Genomic DNA, 15,264 nt, shown 5'->3' on the forward strand with positions numbered 1-15,264 from the left:
GGTGGGCGGGGCTTTGACTAGAGCTATTGCTTTATAAATTTTTGATGGTACTCCTGTCGCTCATCGGTGACGGTTACAAAATAGATGCCTGCCGGTAGGTGAGATACATCTATTCGTGTAGATGTTGGATGAGGAGCAGTTGATACAACAGTTCCACGAATGTCTCGAATCGTCACATCACCCACCCCGCCAGCATTTGACAGGGAGAGGTATAGTGTTGTAAGAGTAGGATTGGGATAAAGCGTGAGCACCGAATCCAAAGATTTTCGTTTAGAGGAGGAAGCCTCGCTTGTAGGCCCAGCCATTGTTACCGGGTTGGATACCCCACGATTATTTGTTGGGATATCCAAGAGCCACGTCTGGTGCTTGAGACCCTCATAAGTCGATTGTGCAATGGCGTCACCGTCGCTAGTACTCCCGTCACCCCCAGCAAGCGATAGCGCTAAGCCGCTTTGCCGGTTGATGAAATGATAATACATACCACCATCGCTTAGCATTTCCCATTGCTGATTAAGGGCACCCGTTAATGGTGCTTGGTTGGCTGGCTGATTTTCGGCCAGTAATTGTGCTCCGGTTCCACTGATTTGCAGTGCCTGTGTGCTGTTGCGGTTGAGAATGACCCAGTAATCATGGCCGGCAGCTGACTGAAAGTAGCGCAGGTACCATTGCTGGTGTGCCTGCCCCACGCCTGTTGGCTCCACATGATAGGTTCGCTGTTCGATGGCAACGTTTGGCGCAACATCCGCTGTGTTTACCTCAGCTACTTTAAAGCTGGCCAGGTTGGTAAGCGTATATGCATCGGTGTGAGTGCTGACATCTATCAATTCCCATTGCTGATTAGCCGTTCCGGCGAGCGGTTGTTGCCTGGCAACTTCTCCCATTCTGGTTGATGGAGCGGTCGCTGCTATTTGGAGCGCTTGGCTGCTACCGCGATTGGTCAGAAAAAAACGATTCGTGCCCGGTATATTGGTAATCCTCCATTCTTGGAAGGAATTAGGTGGCCCAAAAATATATTGGCTGGCCGTCGCATCTGCAGCAGTGCTATAACCGCCAATCTCCAGCACTTGCCCACTGCCGCGATTAATGATTTGAACATAGGTAGGGTCCACAAATTTGATAAGCCACTGCTGGTTCGCATGATTGTCGTAGGTCCAGAGATTCGCGGTACAACCAGGAACCAACCGTATTCCGCCACCGCCGCCTATTTCAAGCGAAAGGCCAGTAAGTGGATTGTAGAGTCTGTACAGCCCTTGCGAACCGGGGGCTGGAGGAAACTGCGCTTGGGCTTGTGATGCAAAGGGGAGCAAGGAGGCACACACCAACCACAGCACCCAAGCTCGCCTAATTAGGCTATGGGGTCCTTTTACTAGTTGGGCCGCAGCCGATGGAAGAGTGTAAGCTGTTTTCATAAAGAGTTGGATTAGATGAATTGTGCCCAAAGCAACCACCTTTTACAAAAAGGACAAAGGACAAAACCCTTACTATTCAGACTATAATTAAATAAATATAATATATAATAAAAAATAATAATAATGTAGTCTATTGGCCTAATGAATGAAATGAGAAGTGTTTATGAAGCACGTTGGTCTGTGGCTGGCGGTCAATGTTCCAGTAAAATCAGACTATTGTCCCTGGAACATCGACTATCTGGCAAGCCAATCGCGTGTAAGACGTCTTAGCCCTGCTCTCGGTCAACGTCATTTACCAAAACGTGATAGGCGGCTTTAAAAAAACACACCCATTCCGCCTATTTTACACGGCTGGCCTATATCGGTCGGGGATTTGGTTGGCAGTGAGGTTACTTAACGACACCCAAGCGCTGGGCTTCATCGAGCAGCTATGAAGCCGTTGGGGCGCTGTGCAACAAAGGTTGAGGTGGCATTGCTATGCCACTTTGGGTGCTGGGTAGCTTTGGTAAGAATCAAATCAAATGCTTGCCGACCAGGAGTGAGAGCAACCATTGCCCTGCGCTCACGGCTGAACACCTTGAAAAACATTATTGCACAGCCACTGTGCACAAAAATATCGGCCCACGAAAAAGCCCCGCCCTTGACCGGACGGGGCTTTTGCTTAGTTGCTATCCAGTAGTAGATGTTTTAGCCAAACGGCCCGCAACTGGCTCATTTCATCGTTCAACTTTTCGCGCCGTTCATGTGGGCAAGCTACACCAAGCCTTAGTGCATCTGCCAAACAACAACAGAAGTACACGGCATAAAACACCTTGGCAGCTCAAAAACCCGCATTCCGGCTTATATAGTTGTGTTCTTTGGCAGAAAGCGGCTTGCTGCTTTCCGCAACCGCCCCCGTACCTTTATCCCATCGCACGGTTACCCCACCTCACCTCGGCAGCTCCTAAAAAAGCAGAGCCCCGACTGGTGGAACAGTCGAGGCTCTAAAGAAGCAGGTGGTAAGTACACCTACATTCTTTGACTCAAATGAGGAAAAAACGTGTGTTAGAACTGCTTAAAACGGTCGGCCCGGCTGTTTTAGTGGGGCTTGCAAGCGGTATCGGTAAAGCCCTCGGGCTCGCCTTTATCGCCTACCTGCTCCGGTAGTTCGATTGAGGCAGTTCGGCCGTGTGCCGGGCTGCCTCTTTTTGTTGAAGCTTGTACAAACATACGGGTTTGTTGTAGACCTGTTCTACACAATACGTTGCATATTGTGTAACTCAAAACGCAAGTAATTGGTTTATAGTACAGTAGTTTTAATAAGAAATATAGTTTGTATAGTTGACCTAGCTGGCCTAGCTCAACTAGGAACCCACCAACGATTGCCCCACGCAAACGGTGGCCTATCTCGGCTGCGTCGCAGATTTACGGATGCAAGGGCTATTAGAGAAAGGGGTTGTCTCGCTGATGCACTTCCATGCGGTAAAGCACTTGGTCTAGGGTCAATTCTCCACGTACAAATTGCTCCAGCAACATGCGCTCGTAGGCTTTGGGCGCGAGCGGGGGTGCCAGCCGAAAGATTGAGCGCAACCGCTAGAGCGCGGCGGCGCTGGGGTTCGGTTGCAAGTTCGCTGGGTTGCTGCCGGTGCATTAATAAAGCAAGCGATGGTTTCACCTTGCAAATTGCAGAGGCATCCAGCTAGCAGTCAATCAGGAGAACTGCGTATTCGTACCGGATTAGTACGGAAATTGGCGGCTTTTAAAAAAAGCGCACCCTTCCCACCGCTGTTGCACGGCAATAAAAAAGCCCCGGCCGGTAAGGGCGCAGGGCTTTTCTTGTTTGTGCTTAATACCAGGTTAGTGCCGGGCCTGACCGCCGGTGGTCGCCTCTAGCCGCTGCAGCCGGGCCTCGAAGGTTTCCAGGGTGGCCGTGGCCTGGGCGGCTTTCTCTTCCGCTGAGGCGGCGCGGGAGGCAGCAGCGCCAGCGGCCGTTTTGGCAGCGGCAGCCTCGGCCTTGGCGGCAATTGCTTCCTGTTTGAGCGCCTCAATCTGGGCCTGCTGCTCTTTCAGGGCCTCGATGAGCACGGGGGTGAACTGGGCGTAGTTGACGGCCTTGTAGCCCTCGGCGTCGGTGCTCACCAGCTCAGGATAAATTTTCTCTACTTCCTGGGCCAGTACGCCCACCTGGGGAGCGCCGGCCGTGCCACCATGCTTGACCCCCAGGGCGTTCCACTCGTAGCGCACCCCGCGCAGGGCCAGCACGGCGGCCAGGGCGCTGCCTAGGGGGCGCACGTGCTGCTTAAAGCGGGCATCAGAGGTGAGCACCACGCCGTTGGCCCGCACCTGGCCGCTCACGTCAAGCTTATAGGTGCTGCTGGGGGCTAGGCCCAGGCCCACGTTGCCAGCCGTAGAAACCCGCAGCACCGAGGTGCCGCTGGTACCGTAGGTATCAAGAAAGAATTCATCGCTGCTGCGCTGGTCCACGCCTAACCGCCAGCGGTTCTTACTGGTGCCGTAGCGCACTTCGCCGCCGCTGCTGTTAGCCCCGTTGAAGCCCAGGAAGGAAAAGCCGCTGTTGCCTCCGGTCAGGGTTTGCAGCACGATGTTGCCGCTGACGGCCGTGCCGTCGGCCACGCCGTTGGTGACGCGCAGGCCCACATCGTCGTTGCTGGCCGGCTGCACGGTGAGCTGGGCCGCTGGGGCACCGGTGCCGATGCCCACGTTGCCGTTGGCCTGCACCCGCAGCAGCGGGGTGCCCGCCGCGTCCTGGGTGGTGCCCTGGCTCACGTCGAGGGCGGCGGCGGTGCCGGTGGCGGCCACCTTCACGGCTAGGCCGTTGGCGTTGGTTGCCGTGTTGTCGTTGTAGAACATGCTCACGTAGCCGGCCTGGTCGGCGGCCCAGGTCAGCGAGCCAGGGTTGCCGCCGGCGCCGTCGCTGCCAATGATGTTGGTGGCCGTGTTGGCCAGCTGCGAGTAGGGCGCGGTGGTATTGATGCCCACCCGGCCCGCGCTGCTGATGGCCAGGCCCGTGCTGCCGCCGTTGCCCACCAGGTAGTAGGGGCCCAGGTCGAAGTTGCCCCCGGCCGCCGTCGCGGCCGGCAGCGCCCGCCAGGTGCCGTAGCCGACGCCGTCCGAGGTCAGCACCTTGCCCGCGCCCTGGGTGCCGTCGACGATGCGGATGGCCGAGCCGGTGTTGTTGTAGCCCGGGTTCTGGCAGATGCCCACCCAGCGAAAGCCCGCGCGCAAATTGCTGCCCGTCGAGAAAAAGCCCGCCCAGCCGCCGCCTCGGTATGCCGTGGCCCAGATGCCGAAGTCGTTGGGCGTGGTGGTGCCCTCGGGCAGCTTGCCGTAGCCCGAGAGGATGGTGCGCGTGTACTTCGCCCCAAAGTTGCTGCGGGTGATGAGCGCGGCGCTCTGCGTGCCCACGCTGGCGTTCAACTCCACTTGGGCGGTGGAGTCGCCCAGGGAGGTGCTCGTGGTACCCAGCAGGCGCTGCGCGTTCAGGTCGAGGGTTTGGGTGGCGGTGTGGTTGCCCAGGTTGTCGGCCCCCAGGCGCACCCAGGCCGCGCCGTCGTAGGCATATAAGCCGGGGGTACTGTCGGTGAGGTAAATGAGCAGGCCCGGCACCGGCGGGGCGGTGGTGCTGGCCGTGAGGGCATTGCGCTGGGCCAGGGTGAGGCGGGGCAGCAACAGCCCCTGGCTGGTGCTGCGCACTTCCAGCGCCGCCGAAGCAGCGGGGCTGGTGGTGCCGATGCCTACACTTTGGGCAAAGGCGAAAGTCGGCAGCCAAGTTAGTGCGGCGACACAGAGCAAGGAATACAGATTGCGCATAGAACAAGAAAAAATGGTATAGGACCTCGTGGGGGCGAAAGTACTAGGTCCTTCGCGCTCATCTTGTCGCATGTTGATGCGACAAGATGAAGAATTATGCTATGCCCAAGTGGGACATGAAATAGCAGGTAGCTTTTTTTAATTACTTAAGAACCAGGCGTCGGGCTTCATCGTGAAGTTGCCAAGCTACGAAAAAGCCCCGACTGGTGGGCCGGGGCTTTCGCAATGCTGTGGAGGGGGGAATCGAACCCCCGCTCTCTATCGAACCGCTGGGTATTGTACCTGACTTACTAAGCGCGGTTGAAGCGTGTACTGAACCACTTTCACTCCACAGATGACGAGAGGCGCTCCAACAATGAGGATTTTATTCATCACATTAAAGTTGAATCGTTTACTAATAGCCAACAAACCTGTAAGAATGAAGTGTCCAACAATCAGATTGAGGACATACTCCGCGCCGTGGGTAATGAAAGGGTTCGTTAACGCTTCAACCGCTACAGTTGACAAACCAGGAAAATACACCAGCAGCCCAGCCTAAACGCCGCCATGGGCATCTGTTTTCTTGCTAATGATAGCCAAATATACAAACATTCCAGCCCCAGCCGGTCAATAATGTATTCGCTCCGGCCGTGGTTGGCAGCGTAAGGTAGTGAGCAGATACAGAAAAGCCCAGCCGGTTCGGGCTGGGCTTCCGCACCCCAGGGGCACCAGCCCCAGCATCCGTAGTCGCACCGGGTTCTACACCGGGCCGTACGGCGCGAAAGGGCGGGCCGGCCGGGGGCGGCTTGGGGTTGAGTTGTTCAACGCCCAAGCGGTGGGGTAATTATAGAGAGAAAGCTAGTCCACTTGCTCCAAAACGTGAACAGGCCCCTGCATGAGCACTTCCCAAAAAGGCGTCGGGCTGGCCGTGCCGCTCCAGTAGCGTTCAGCGACCACCATCGTGCTCGGCAACCCCGCGCCCATGTGTAGGTACGTCATGTCGGCGCTGAAGTGCTGTTCGCACGTTACGCGGTGAATAGCGCCTCGGCCCTGGCTGTAGGAGCGCCGAAAGTGTTGTGCCTCGGCCAGCGTTCGGCACCCAAAAAAGGAGGTGAATCGGGAGGGAAGCGTCGGAAACCGATAAAGTCTAACCAGTTCGTATGCTAGTTCCATCATAGGATGGTGCTGGGTGTAGCTGGTGCCATGCTCATTATAAAGGTACTGGTAGTCACCGAATAAGTATTGCTCACCATGCCGGGAAATGCCCGACCCATACAATCGCTGGAGCAGGTGCAGTGCATCGCTCTTGGTGTGCAGTTCTTCAATCGACCAAATAGCATCCGCTGCCGTTGGAATTGTTAATTCCAGGGTTGACTGAAGAAATGGGCCATCCCGAAAAACACGATAAAACTCTTGTGACATAGGCTAGGAAATGCCCAGGCGGCGGGCTTCGTCAAGGGACAGGGGGCCGTTAGATTGGCTGGAGGCTGGGCCGGTGAAAGAGCAGTACCAGCGCCCAAAGCTGCGTTACCTGTCCTATGGCATAGCTGGCGGCGGCTGGCCAACTGGTGCGCCACGTGTGCAGCAGCCGCTCCGGGTGATAGGTGAAGTTCAGCACCAGACTGCCGACAAAAAGAACCAGCAACAGGTACTTCGCCCATTGTTTGCCGAGGCGAATGGCGTAGTACCAGCCGGCTATCAGCAAGTACACACCAACCTCCATCCACCATTTCATCGGTTTGGCAGTGGCCGGCAAGGTGTGGCCTAACAGGTGAAGCCGCCAAAGAACCCCGGAGATGAACAAGCCGACCAGTAGAACATTGGAAGCTTCTATTTCGCGCCTTCGATGTGGAGTGGGTTGCATAGGGCGCGAAGATATAGGATAGCTTATTCGACTCCCAGGCGGCGGGCTTCGTCGAGCAGCTATGAAGCCGTTGGGGCGCTGTGCAACAAAGGTTGAGGCGGCGTTGCTATGCCGGTTTGGGTGCTGGGTAGCTTTGGTGAGAATCAGATGCTATTCGACTATGGGACAGGAAAACGTTGTTGTGTTGCGCGTGCAACTCGATGAGGGCGAAACCGAAAAACAGATTGCCAAGGTTGCCAGCGAAATAGAGGCCACCAAAAAAGCCCAAGCCGCACTCACCAAAGAGCGAGAGCTAGGACGGCTAAGCGATGAGGCGTATAACCAGCAGGCAGTTAAGCTACAACTACAGCTAAAGGGTCAGCAGCAAGAACAATCGGCCCTCACCAAAACCCTCACCAGCTACCGCGCCATGATGACCAGCGCCACGGGTTCGGTTGACCAGCTCAAAGCCAAAGCCGCGCTGCTCACTACGCAGTACAACGCCCTGAGCGAATCCGAGCGCACCACCAGCGAAGCGGGCAAGGTGCTCACGGCCGAGTTAGAAGCCACCAATAAGGCCCTATTGGAAGCGGGACAAAAAGTGGGGGACAACCGGCGCGGGGTGGGGGCCTACAAAGAGGCCATTTTGGGGGCGGCCAAAGAAAGCGGCCTGTTTGGGTCCGTGACCGAGCGGCTATCCGGCGTTCAGGAAAAGTACGCGGCGGCCCAAAAACTCACGGCTTTTGTAACGGCCGAAACCACCGGCGTAACCAAAGCCCTGCGCGTAGCCTTCCTGGCCATTCCATTGTTCGCCGTTATCGCTTTGCTGGGCACACTTTATACCTTTCTGACCAGCACACAGAAAGGCATGGATTTCGTGGAGCGCAAAACGGCCGCTGTGGGCGCTGCTTTCAGTGTGCTGCTGAAAATCGTTGCCCCAATCGGCGAGGCCATGTTGCGCGTATTCACCGACCCTAAGCAGGCGGTATTGGACTTGGTAAGTTTCTTGGAAACGAACGTAGCCAACCGATTTAAAGCATTCGGGGTGCTAGTGGATGCCATCCGTAACCGGGATTTTGGCAAGCTGACCGATGGTCTTATCCAGCTTACTACCGGTATCACGGACGGCACGGCAAAGGCAAAAGCGCTCGTAGCAGAGCTAGGCAACGCGGCCACGGCACAGGAGCAGCTTACGGGTGAAACCCAACGGATTCGCGCCGCTGAACGGGCGCTGAACGTCGAACGTGACGAGAGCCGGGCCAAGATTGAAAGCCTTAAAAAACTGAGCGACGATTCTACGAAAAGCACTGCTGTCCGTGCCGTGGCGGCGAAGCAGGCAGCGCAAATAGAAAACGGGCTGCTTGCGGCCCAACTCAAGCTTCAGCAGGATAAAATCAACAACCTGCAAGCAGAGCAGCGAATCAAAGGCAACATCACCAACGAGGATAAACAGGCAATGGCCGACCTGCGAAGCGAACGAGCCAAGACGATTCAGGAAAGCGAAACGCTTTCTACCGAGTTGCAGAATAAGATTAACTCGCTGGCAACTGAGGCGGCGGCGAAGACTGAGGCAGCCCGCAAAGCACTGGACGAGGCCATGCTAAAGCGTATCGAGGCCGAAAACGCGGCTGGCTTAAGCCGAGAAGCCGCAGCCGCAAAGTTTCTGGATGACCAGCTCAAAGGCGACCAACTGCGAATTGCCTCAAACCAACGGGTTATCGACGAAAAGAAGGCGCAGGACTCCGCAGCCTTACAGGCCGACATAGCGCTATTAACCCGCAGTCTTGAAACACGCCGATTGGCCATTGAGCAGAGCTATGGTGATGGCAAGGTTTCTAAGCAGGAATACGAGAATCAGTTGCAGCTTATCGAGCAGGGCAGCGTTGCCGCCCGTATTGTGCTAGCCAAGCACTACAGCCAAGACACCACGGCTTTGGAGCGCCAAGCCGCACAAGCCAAAATCGCTGCAATTGAAAAAGTGGCCGAAAAAGAAAAGAGCGAACACGATAAGCGCATTGCGCTAGCCGAACAGATGGCAGGCAACCTGCTTGACATTTTCTATGAAACCGTTACAACATCAGGAGCAACGATTGAGGATTTTGCCAAGCGAAGCCTAGAAATGCTGATTGATAGCGTGCGCAAAGAGGTTTATGCTGCCCAGATTAAAATACTTGTCAACAGTTTCGCAACTGCTGACAGCATAGCAACTTTCGGAGCAACAGGTGGCTTTAGGGCATTGGGTATAATAGCCGCAGTCACAGCGGCTACAGCGCCATTGGAGGCAGCGCTAAAGCAGAGCCAGGCCAAATTTGCTCAGGGCGGCCTAGTGGTAGACGGCCCCTCCCATGCTCAAGGCGGCGTGCAACTGTGGCACCAGAACGGCGCACACTTGGGAGAGTTGGAGGGCGGCGAAGCGGTGATTAATAAGCGGTCTACTTCGCTTTTCCTCCCCATCCTAAGCCACCTAAATGAACTCGGTGGTGGCCGGGCCCTGCTGCCTGCCGGCCCGCTCTTTCGCCACATGGCCCTAGGTGGTATCGCTGCGCCTTTGCTGAGCCAACAAGGGGGAGGGCCAAGCGTAGCGCCAATTGACTACGCCCGTTTAGGTGCTTCAGTAGCCGAGGCCCTACGAAAGAACCCACCAGTAACTAAGTGGTCCGACTTCAAAGCAGCCGAGGGCCGCGCCGCCTACACCGATTCGATTGCCAGTAGTTAACGGGCTAGCAGTTTGGCCTTCTGTGCGTCAAACTCAGCCTGGGTAAGCGTGCCATTGTCCAGCAGCGCCCTTAGCTTAATCAACTCATCAGCCACCCCGCCTGTCGTGGCAGGGGTGGCTTTCTTTTGATTGTTGGCCGTTCTGATTTCGCCCGTTTCTTCAGCAGAATTGAAATCAATAACAGCATTAAGCATACCTGACTTAAATACGACAGTGTACACAGAGCCTGTCTTATATGGTATCTCGCGTATCTCTTTCACCACTGCCTTGCGGCCATTCCAAGTAGAAGGAAGGCTCGACTCTGTAGCCATTACTTGACGTGGAATAGAGGCGTATTTAAATGAGCCGTCCTCACGTTGGCCGTGTGTAAAAAAGAGTGTATCCCCAGCGTGCACTGTCGTACCTAGCCGAGAAGTATAAGTCTTAATAGGTCGCCCAATGATTTGACCACTGGCAGCAACTGGCCCAGCAACCAGTAGGTAGAAAAGGAGTAGCTTTTTCATGCCCGAAGCTACCAAAAATCTTTTGCCCGTTTTTCGGGCAACACTCGCCGCACCCCAACGATTGCCCTGCGGCCGCTCTGAAGCCTATCGAGCTTCGCTCCGATTTACGGGCGATTGACTTTTCAGGGAAATGGCCAAAGCCCACGAAAAAGCCCCGACCTTAACCAGTCGGGGCTTTTTCAAAGCATAATACGCACAGGTAAAGGCACTGAAAAAACCTCTGTGCTGAGCGGCAGAAGCGGAAGGACTTGGCTACTTTCTGAATAGCATTCATGCCTCCCGCCAAACAGTTCTTTTGGCATATAGCGCGAATCCTTGCATTGACGCTTTATGCTTTTTTCCAAGTCATACACACTTCCTGGTTCATTTCCCGAGTACAATGCCAGCAACTGAACATTGTAAGGTATTTTTTTGAATCTGGTAGCGACACTAGTATACGTAATTCCGACCTTATAGAACGCTTCTTCGCCTTTCCACATTCTGACTAGGTACAAAGTTGGCACTCTGCCTTGTTGTGCGCTCACCCACGCCGCACGGCTCCAGCCCGGCTGTCTTGATTTTCCGCAATCAGCGCAACCGCGTTGACTAAATAATAAGCCGCCTGCATAGTTTTCAACCTCACCATGCAATGGGCAACTAAACACCACTTTGTTGCTCAGTCCGCTGTATTTCGTTTTAGAAAAATCAAAAAGAGGCCACAACTCACGGCATTTATCTAAAAATGAAACTTCATCCCACTCATTACGGACGCACTTATTACAACCGCTACCTTGCAAATGATTGCCGGGGACTTGTTCAAACTCGCCGTGTTCGGGGCAAATTATTTTCAATTTAACCTGGCTTGACACATAGGCAGATTTTGAATAATCGTACTTTCCCTCATGCACTTCGCGAGCCTTATCAATAAACATTTTGGTATTGTAGCGGCTGGCGTTTGCTGATAGTTCAAACCCGCATTTAGAGCATCCAAAACCAAGTATGTGTGTGTATGGCAGTTGCTCAAAAGTGCCATGAACTGAGCAAATGATAGTGACCCTATCCTTTGACGTTGTGTACTTTGCCAGTGAGTAATCATATAAATCGCCATGCGTTGCGCGGGCTCGTTCAATAAAAAAGTCCGTGTTTAACCGCTGGCTTTGCCCTCTTAAGGCGGCGCCACATTTCGCGCAACCATCGCCGCGTAAGTGGCTTTTTGCTTTCTGTGTGAACACGCCATGTGAAGTGCAACGAATACTAACCTTAAAATTTACTCCTGAATACATCGTTTGCGAGTAATCATAACGGCTAGCTCCATGTACGGCCTGTGCCTTGGCAATGAATTCAGAGGTGTCGCGCACTGCTTTTCTTGCCCTCTCCACCTTGCCACAACGCGGGCAGCCGTGACCTCGTGCATGGCTGCCAAGCGTTTGGTTAAAAGGGCCGTGTTGGGGGCAAATGATTTTAACCTGCTGACTTGCACCCGCGCACACTACCTGCGAATAGTCGTAAACACCCGCACCGTGTGCGGCTTCGGCTTTGGTTAAGAAATACGCAAGCCCTTTCGTTTGCTTTTGCACTACATGCTTTCTTGCGCACAAATGACATCCTTTACCATTTGTGTGGCCATTTGGCGTTTGCTCAAAAGCGCCATGTTCGGGGCAGATAATTTTAACTTTCTGCATCGAGCCCTGATATACCGTTTCGGAGTAATCGTATTTGCTCAGACCATGAACGGCCTGGGCTTTTGCGATGAATTCTGCTTGTGTCAGTTTCTTAGGCATGATTTAAATATCAGTTTCTTGGTTTTGTAAAATGAAGGTGCCCACAGTAGGCAAGGCAGCCAGCAGCGGGGCTAATTCCGCGTAGCACTCCGACTTGCCCGCAAACGCTAGCAGCGGCACGTAAGGCGCAAAACATGAGCCGTGCAACCTTGCCTCCAGGTCAAAGACCTGGCCCGCATCCCAGCTGGAAAACCGGGCCACCGTGCGCCACTTGTAGCCCACGAAGCGCAGGGTTCGGAAGCGTTGCGTTAAGCTGAACGTGATGCCGATTTTGTAAAACACTTCGCCGTTGCCGTAGAGCTTTATCAAGTAGAGCACGGCCTTGCGCCCATTCTGATGACTCATCCACCATGCCCGCGTAACCCCACCACCGCGCCGGGCGGTGGGGTCATTGGTTGGTAAGGCGGCGCTCATACTCCCGCAGCCGTTTCGTCTTCGCCGGGATAAGCGACGTAGTGCGTCACCTCGTACACGTCCCAGGTTGCCTCGGTTTCGTCGGCCCGCAGGGGCCAGAGCAAGCCGGTGGCCGCGTTGTCCAAGGTCAACTCCAGGTAGTTGCCGCCAATGAACGCCAGCCGGCCAACCTGTGCTCGTTTTGCCTTGGTCGCAGCGTCCTGGTACACATGGGCGTATACCCGGCCCACCTCCAGCTCGTCCCGGTGCCAGACGGGGGCGATGTTGACCACGGTCCCACCGGGAAAGCGCGGGGCCATGTAGTCACAGGCAAACCGCAGGTAATGCCAGATAACATGCTGGCCGCGCCGGTCCGGGGTGGCGACGTATGCCGGGCTGTCGGTGCGGGGCTGCCAAGGCAAGCCCGGCTCCATGAAATAGCCGCGTTGGTCGGGCGTAAAGCCCATAAACGTAGCAGGCCAGCCGCGTTCGGCTGCCCGGTGGGCGTGGTGATTCCTGTCCATTGCATGACCTCCCCTTAAGCTGCCTGACCATAGGAGGTTGCCACCCCGCCCCGGCTCACCGCCCTGCTGGCATAGCTCAGCAGCGCCGCCACGGCTAGCTGCCCGCGCCGGTTGACCACCAAGCCCGCCCCAGCGGGGCGGGTTGGGGGTGTGGGTTCGGGGAAGGCGACGGCTGTGAGCTGGGCGATAAGGTCCACCGCTTGCGTTTCGGTCAGGCAGTTGATGCCCCGCAGGACCTTCGTTTTCGTCGGGCGGCTTACGGCCGGATAGTTCAGCAGTTTGATGATTTCCTGCTTCTGCTCCGTGGTGGCGAACACGGGCGGGGCCAACTCCCGGTCAGATATCACCGTGAGCACGTTGGCGTACCACTTGAGCAGCGTGGTCTCGTCCTGGCAGCGGGCGACGCTGGCGGCGGTGCGGGCCTTCTCGTCGGCCGTGGCATAGGGTGAATAGGTCACGGCGTCGAGCACCATGAAACGGAGGTCGGCCAAGCGCTGGGCCTGGGCGGTGGGGGCGGCTGTTCTAGCAGCAGCTTGCCCATTTACATGAGTTTTCATGTATTTTTGTGGGGTATTGGGGGTTGTCAAGGCCCTCACTTAGTAGCGGCTGTTCTAGCAGCCGTTGCGGAAGGTCAGGTGTTCTAGCGCCTGGCCTTTTTGCGTTCTAGTCGGTGAAGGTGTTCCCACTTGGAACGGAACAAAGATAGGTCAATCATCTGTTTGTTCCTAGTATTTTTGTTAAAAATTGCTAGTAAAAATATTTTTGCCTACTTTTGCTACCACTATGAAGAATCAACCCGAATCCATGCCGCGCACTCCAAGCCGTAAGTCTCAAATAAATATAGAGGTTAACGAATCGGAAAAAATATACTTTGGACAAGTAGCTGAAGCTCGCAACATGAAGCTTGCAGCACTAGTGCGCGAACTACTGAATGCAGAGGGTAAGCGCTTAGGTGCACCTGCTTTACTTGACGATTTTAAAAGTCAAGATTCAAGATACCAGTATATTGTAGACGCTAGTGAAAGCAGCGAAACGAAACTGGGCATCTTCAGTCAATTTCTGTTGAGGTATGAAGCCGACTGCGACTTTTCGATTACTACCTATGAACCTCGCGTGTATAATAAGAGTGTAGAATGCTCAGCGCTTAGCTCAAGCGGAGAAAGCACCAATAGGATATTCATAGGTATATCACCTGATGAACAAACCAATTTTAGTGAGCGAACTGCTATTGATGGGGCGTGGCGTGATGTACTAGGCCTAAGCCTCAATCTTGAAGACAAGTGGGATGGGGTAAGCTACTCAGTAGAGATGCGAAGGTCACTCCGGGGTAAAAAGCTTATTCTTCAGCAATTTGTCAATAAGTACAATGGCGCGAAGTTTAAAGTAAATCCTGCATATGCAGGTCGTACAATATTCAAGGTGGTTGCAAATAATGAAGGCAGCGAACACGAACTGTTGATAGCCTATTTCCCGCAAAGGACTAACGAAGAAAGCGAGTTGAAGCAGGCGCTAGACGAATACATGCAGCAAGCATAAAGATGGCAACTTCAGGCTTTCAATGAGCCTGGCCTTTTCGCTTCACCGTCTGCTGACTTTTAACGAAGTCAGTTGCCTAGGCCTCAATAAGTAGCCCTGCTACACCCAATCTTATCGGCCACCCCGTCAGCTGTGCAACAGAGGCAGGAGGGGTTCGCTTTTTCTAAGCCTCCGGCTGCCCTCACTTTTTCTTTGCGGCCAGATTCATTTTTTAAATGAAGACAATTTTTAAATGAAGACAATCAGTACTTACCCCATCATAGAGGCCGACGACGAGCCGAAGAGCCGAAAGTTTTTCTTTGAAAGCACAGGCAAACAATCTATCGTCAAAGCCGTAGAATACAGCTTTGTTATGGAGTATGGGCTGGGCGGGCTCTATAACCTAGCGTTCGGAGATTACGACAGGGCCACGGGCGCCATATCCGACGACAAGAACAGCAACAACGACGATATATGGCCCGTGCTGAACACGGTGGTGAACACGGTGCCCACGTTCTTTTCCGAGCACCCCTTTGCTACCATCACCGTGCAAGGGAGCGACAGCGGCGCGGAGTTTGAAGAACAATGCAAAGCCATTTGCGCCAACAAACGATGCGCTGGCGGGTGCCGAAACGTAGACCGGCGCATAAAAGCGTACCGCTTCTTCGTTGACAGAAATTACGAGGAACTAAAACAAACCTATGTTTTTTCCGGCTACATTAGCGCCCTGCAACGGGTAGTGCCGTATCAACGTAACGTTAAATACGACGCTATTTTTGTTTCCAAGAAGCAACCTATTACATTTGCATAGC

Annotated in this window: 12 protein-coding genes and 1 tRNA gene; 3 read left to right on the forward strand and 10 right to left on the reverse strand. The window is 54.4% G+C overall.

Features of this window, described 5'->3' with window-relative positions; translation table 11 throughout:
- Positions 1–23: 23 nt before the first annotated feature.
- The 5 genes from J4E00_RS17515 to J4E00_RS17535 all read right to left on the reverse strand — a co-directional run bounded on the left by J4E00_RS17515 (position 24) and on the right by J4E00_RS17535 (position 7,062).
- A complete protein-coding gene (locus J4E00_RS17515; protein WP_208176502.1) occupies positions 24–1,409 on the reverse strand; it encodes an RICIN domain-containing protein in 1,386 nt (461 codons plus the stop codon).
- 1,836 nt (positions 1,410–3,245) lie between these two features.
- Entirely contained in the window at positions 3,246–5,219 is a 1,974-nt protein-coding gene (locus tag J4E00_RS17520; RefSeq protein ID WP_208176505.1) for a tail fiber domain-containing protein, read from the reverse strand.
- A 228-nt stretch (positions 5,220–5,447) separates the two neighbouring features.
- Positions 5,448–5,552 (reverse strand) — tRNA-OTHER (locus tag J4E00_RS17525).
- A gap of 504 nt (positions 5,553–6,056) precedes the next feature.
- Positions 6,057–6,620 carry a hypothetical protein gene (locus tag J4E00_RS17530; RefSeq protein WP_208176507.1) on the reverse strand — a complete coding sequence of 188 codons (564 nt, stop codon included), beginning with the start codon at positions 6,618–6,620 and terminating at the stop codon, positions 6,057–6,059.
- A 49-nt stretch (positions 6,621–6,669) separates the two neighbouring features.
- The gene (locus J4E00_RS17535; RefSeq protein WP_208176509.1) at positions 6,670–7,062 is read right to left on the reverse strand and encodes a hypothetical protein; all 393 of its coding nucleotides are present in this window, start codon (positions 7,060–7,062) and stop codon (positions 6,670–6,672) included.
- A gap of 160 nt (positions 7,063–7,222) precedes the next feature.
- Between J4E00_RS17535 and J4E00_RS17540 the strand changes: the two genes are divergently transcribed.
- A complete protein-coding gene (locus J4E00_RS17540) occupies positions 7,223–9,757 on the forward strand; it encodes a hypothetical protein (RefSeq protein WP_208176512.1) in 2,535 nt (844 codons plus the stop codon).
- Here the strand turns inward: J4E00_RS17540 and J4E00_RS17545 are convergent.
- The 5 genes from J4E00_RS17545 to J4E00_RS17565 all read right to left on the reverse strand — a co-directional run bounded on the left by J4E00_RS17545 (position 9,754) and on the right by J4E00_RS17565 (position 13,494).
- Complete coding sequence (locus tag J4E00_RS17545; RefSeq protein ID WP_208176513.1) at positions 9,754–10,260, reverse strand: SHOCT domain-containing protein; 507 nt, start codon at positions 10,258–10,260, stop codon at positions 9,754–9,756. The genes J4E00_RS17540 and J4E00_RS17545 overlap by 4 nt on opposite strands.
- A 179-nt stretch (positions 10,261–10,439) precedes the next feature.
- Positions 10,440–12,020: a hypothetical protein gene (locus J4E00_RS17550; RefSeq protein WP_208176514.1), complete on the reverse strand. Its 1,581-nt coding sequence runs from the start codon at positions 12,018–12,020 to the stop codon at positions 10,440–10,442.
- Between the two features lie 3 nt (positions 12,021–12,023).
- Complete coding sequence (locus tag J4E00_RS17555; protein WP_208176515.1) at positions 12,024–12,434, reverse strand: GIY-YIG nuclease family protein; 411 nt, start codon at positions 12,432–12,434, stop codon at positions 12,024–12,026.
- A complete protein-coding gene (locus tag J4E00_RS17560) occupies positions 12,431–12,937 on the reverse strand; it encodes a hypothetical protein (protein WP_208176516.1) in 507 nt (168 codons plus the stop codon). The genes J4E00_RS17555 and J4E00_RS17560 overlap by 4 nt, the downstream gene beginning before the upstream one ends.
- A gap of 14 nt (positions 12,938–12,951) precedes the next feature.
- Positions 12,952–13,494 carry a hypothetical protein gene (locus tag J4E00_RS17565; protein ID WP_208176518.1) on the reverse strand — a complete coding sequence of 181 codons (543 nt, stop codon included), beginning with the start codon at positions 13,492–13,494 and terminating at the stop codon, positions 12,952–12,954.
- Between the two features lie 226 nt (positions 13,495–13,720).
- Here J4E00_RS17565 and J4E00_RS17570 point away from each other — a divergent pair, with 226 nt between their 5' ends.
- Positions 13,721–14,473, forward strand: a complete 753-nt coding sequence (locus J4E00_RS17570; RefSeq protein WP_208176520.1) for a hypothetical protein — start codon at positions 13,721–13,723, stop codon at positions 14,471–14,473.
- Positions 14,474–14,705: 232 nt separating this feature from the next.
- Positions 14,706–15,263: a DUF6934 family protein gene (locus J4E00_RS17575; RefSeq protein ID WP_208176523.1), complete on the forward strand. Its 558-nt coding sequence runs from the start codon at positions 14,706–14,708 to the stop codon at positions 15,261–15,263.
- The last annotated feature ends 1 nt before the right edge of the window (position 15,264 follow it).

It is taken from the genome of Hymenobacter negativus (assembly GCF_017571495.1).
Taxonomy (GTDB): Bacteria; Bacteroidota; Bacteroidia; order Cytophagales; family Hymenobacteraceae; genus Hymenobacter; species Hymenobacter negativus.

Bases quoted from the DNA above. Each gene is read 5' to 3' on its own strand.
- J4E00_RS17515 (WP_208176502.1), bottom strand. From the start codon at position 1,409: ATGAAAACAGCTTACACTCTTCCATCGGCTGCGGCCCAACTAGTAAAA.
- J4E00_RS17520 (WP_208176505.1), bottom strand. From the start codon at position 5,219: ATGCGCAATCTGTATTCCTTGCTCTGTGTCGCCGCACTAACTTGGCTG.
- J4E00_RS17530 (WP_208176507.1), bottom strand. From the start codon at position 6,620: ATGTCACAAGAGTTTTATCGTGTTTTTCGGGATGGCCCATTTCTTCAG.
- J4E00_RS17535 (WP_208176509.1), bottom strand. From the start codon at position 7,062: ATGCAACCCACTCCACATCGAAGGCGCGAAATAGAAGCTTCCAATGTT.
- J4E00_RS17540 (WP_208176512.1), top strand. From the start codon at position 7,223: ATGGGACAGGAAAACGTTGTTGTGTTGCGCGTGCAACTCGATGAGGGC.
- J4E00_RS17545 (WP_208176513.1), bottom strand. From the start codon at position 10,260: ATGAAAAAGCTACTCCTTTTCTACCTACTGGTTGCTGGGCCAGTTGCT.
- J4E00_RS17550 (WP_208176514.1), bottom strand. From the start codon at position 12,020: ATGCCTAAGAAACTGACACAAGCAGAATTCATCGCAAAAGCCCAGGCC.
- J4E00_RS17555 (WP_208176515.1), bottom strand. From the start codon at position 12,434: ATGAGCGCCGCCTTACCAACCAATGACCCCACCGCCCGGCGCGGTGGT.
- J4E00_RS17560 (WP_208176516.1), bottom strand. From the start codon at position 12,937: ATGGACAGGAATCACCACGCCCACCGGGCAGCCGAACGCGGCTGGCCT.
- J4E00_RS17565 (WP_208176518.1), bottom strand. From the start codon at position 13,494: ATGAAAACTCATGTAAATGGGCAAGCTGCTGCTAGAACAGCCGCCCCC.
- J4E00_RS17570 (WP_208176520.1), top strand. From the start codon at position 13,721: ATGAAGAATCAACCCGAATCCATGCCGCGCACTCCAAGCCGTAAGTCT.
- J4E00_RS17575 (WP_208176523.1), top strand. From the start codon at position 14,706: ATGAAGACAATCAGTACTTACCCCATCATAGAGGCCGACGACGAGCCG.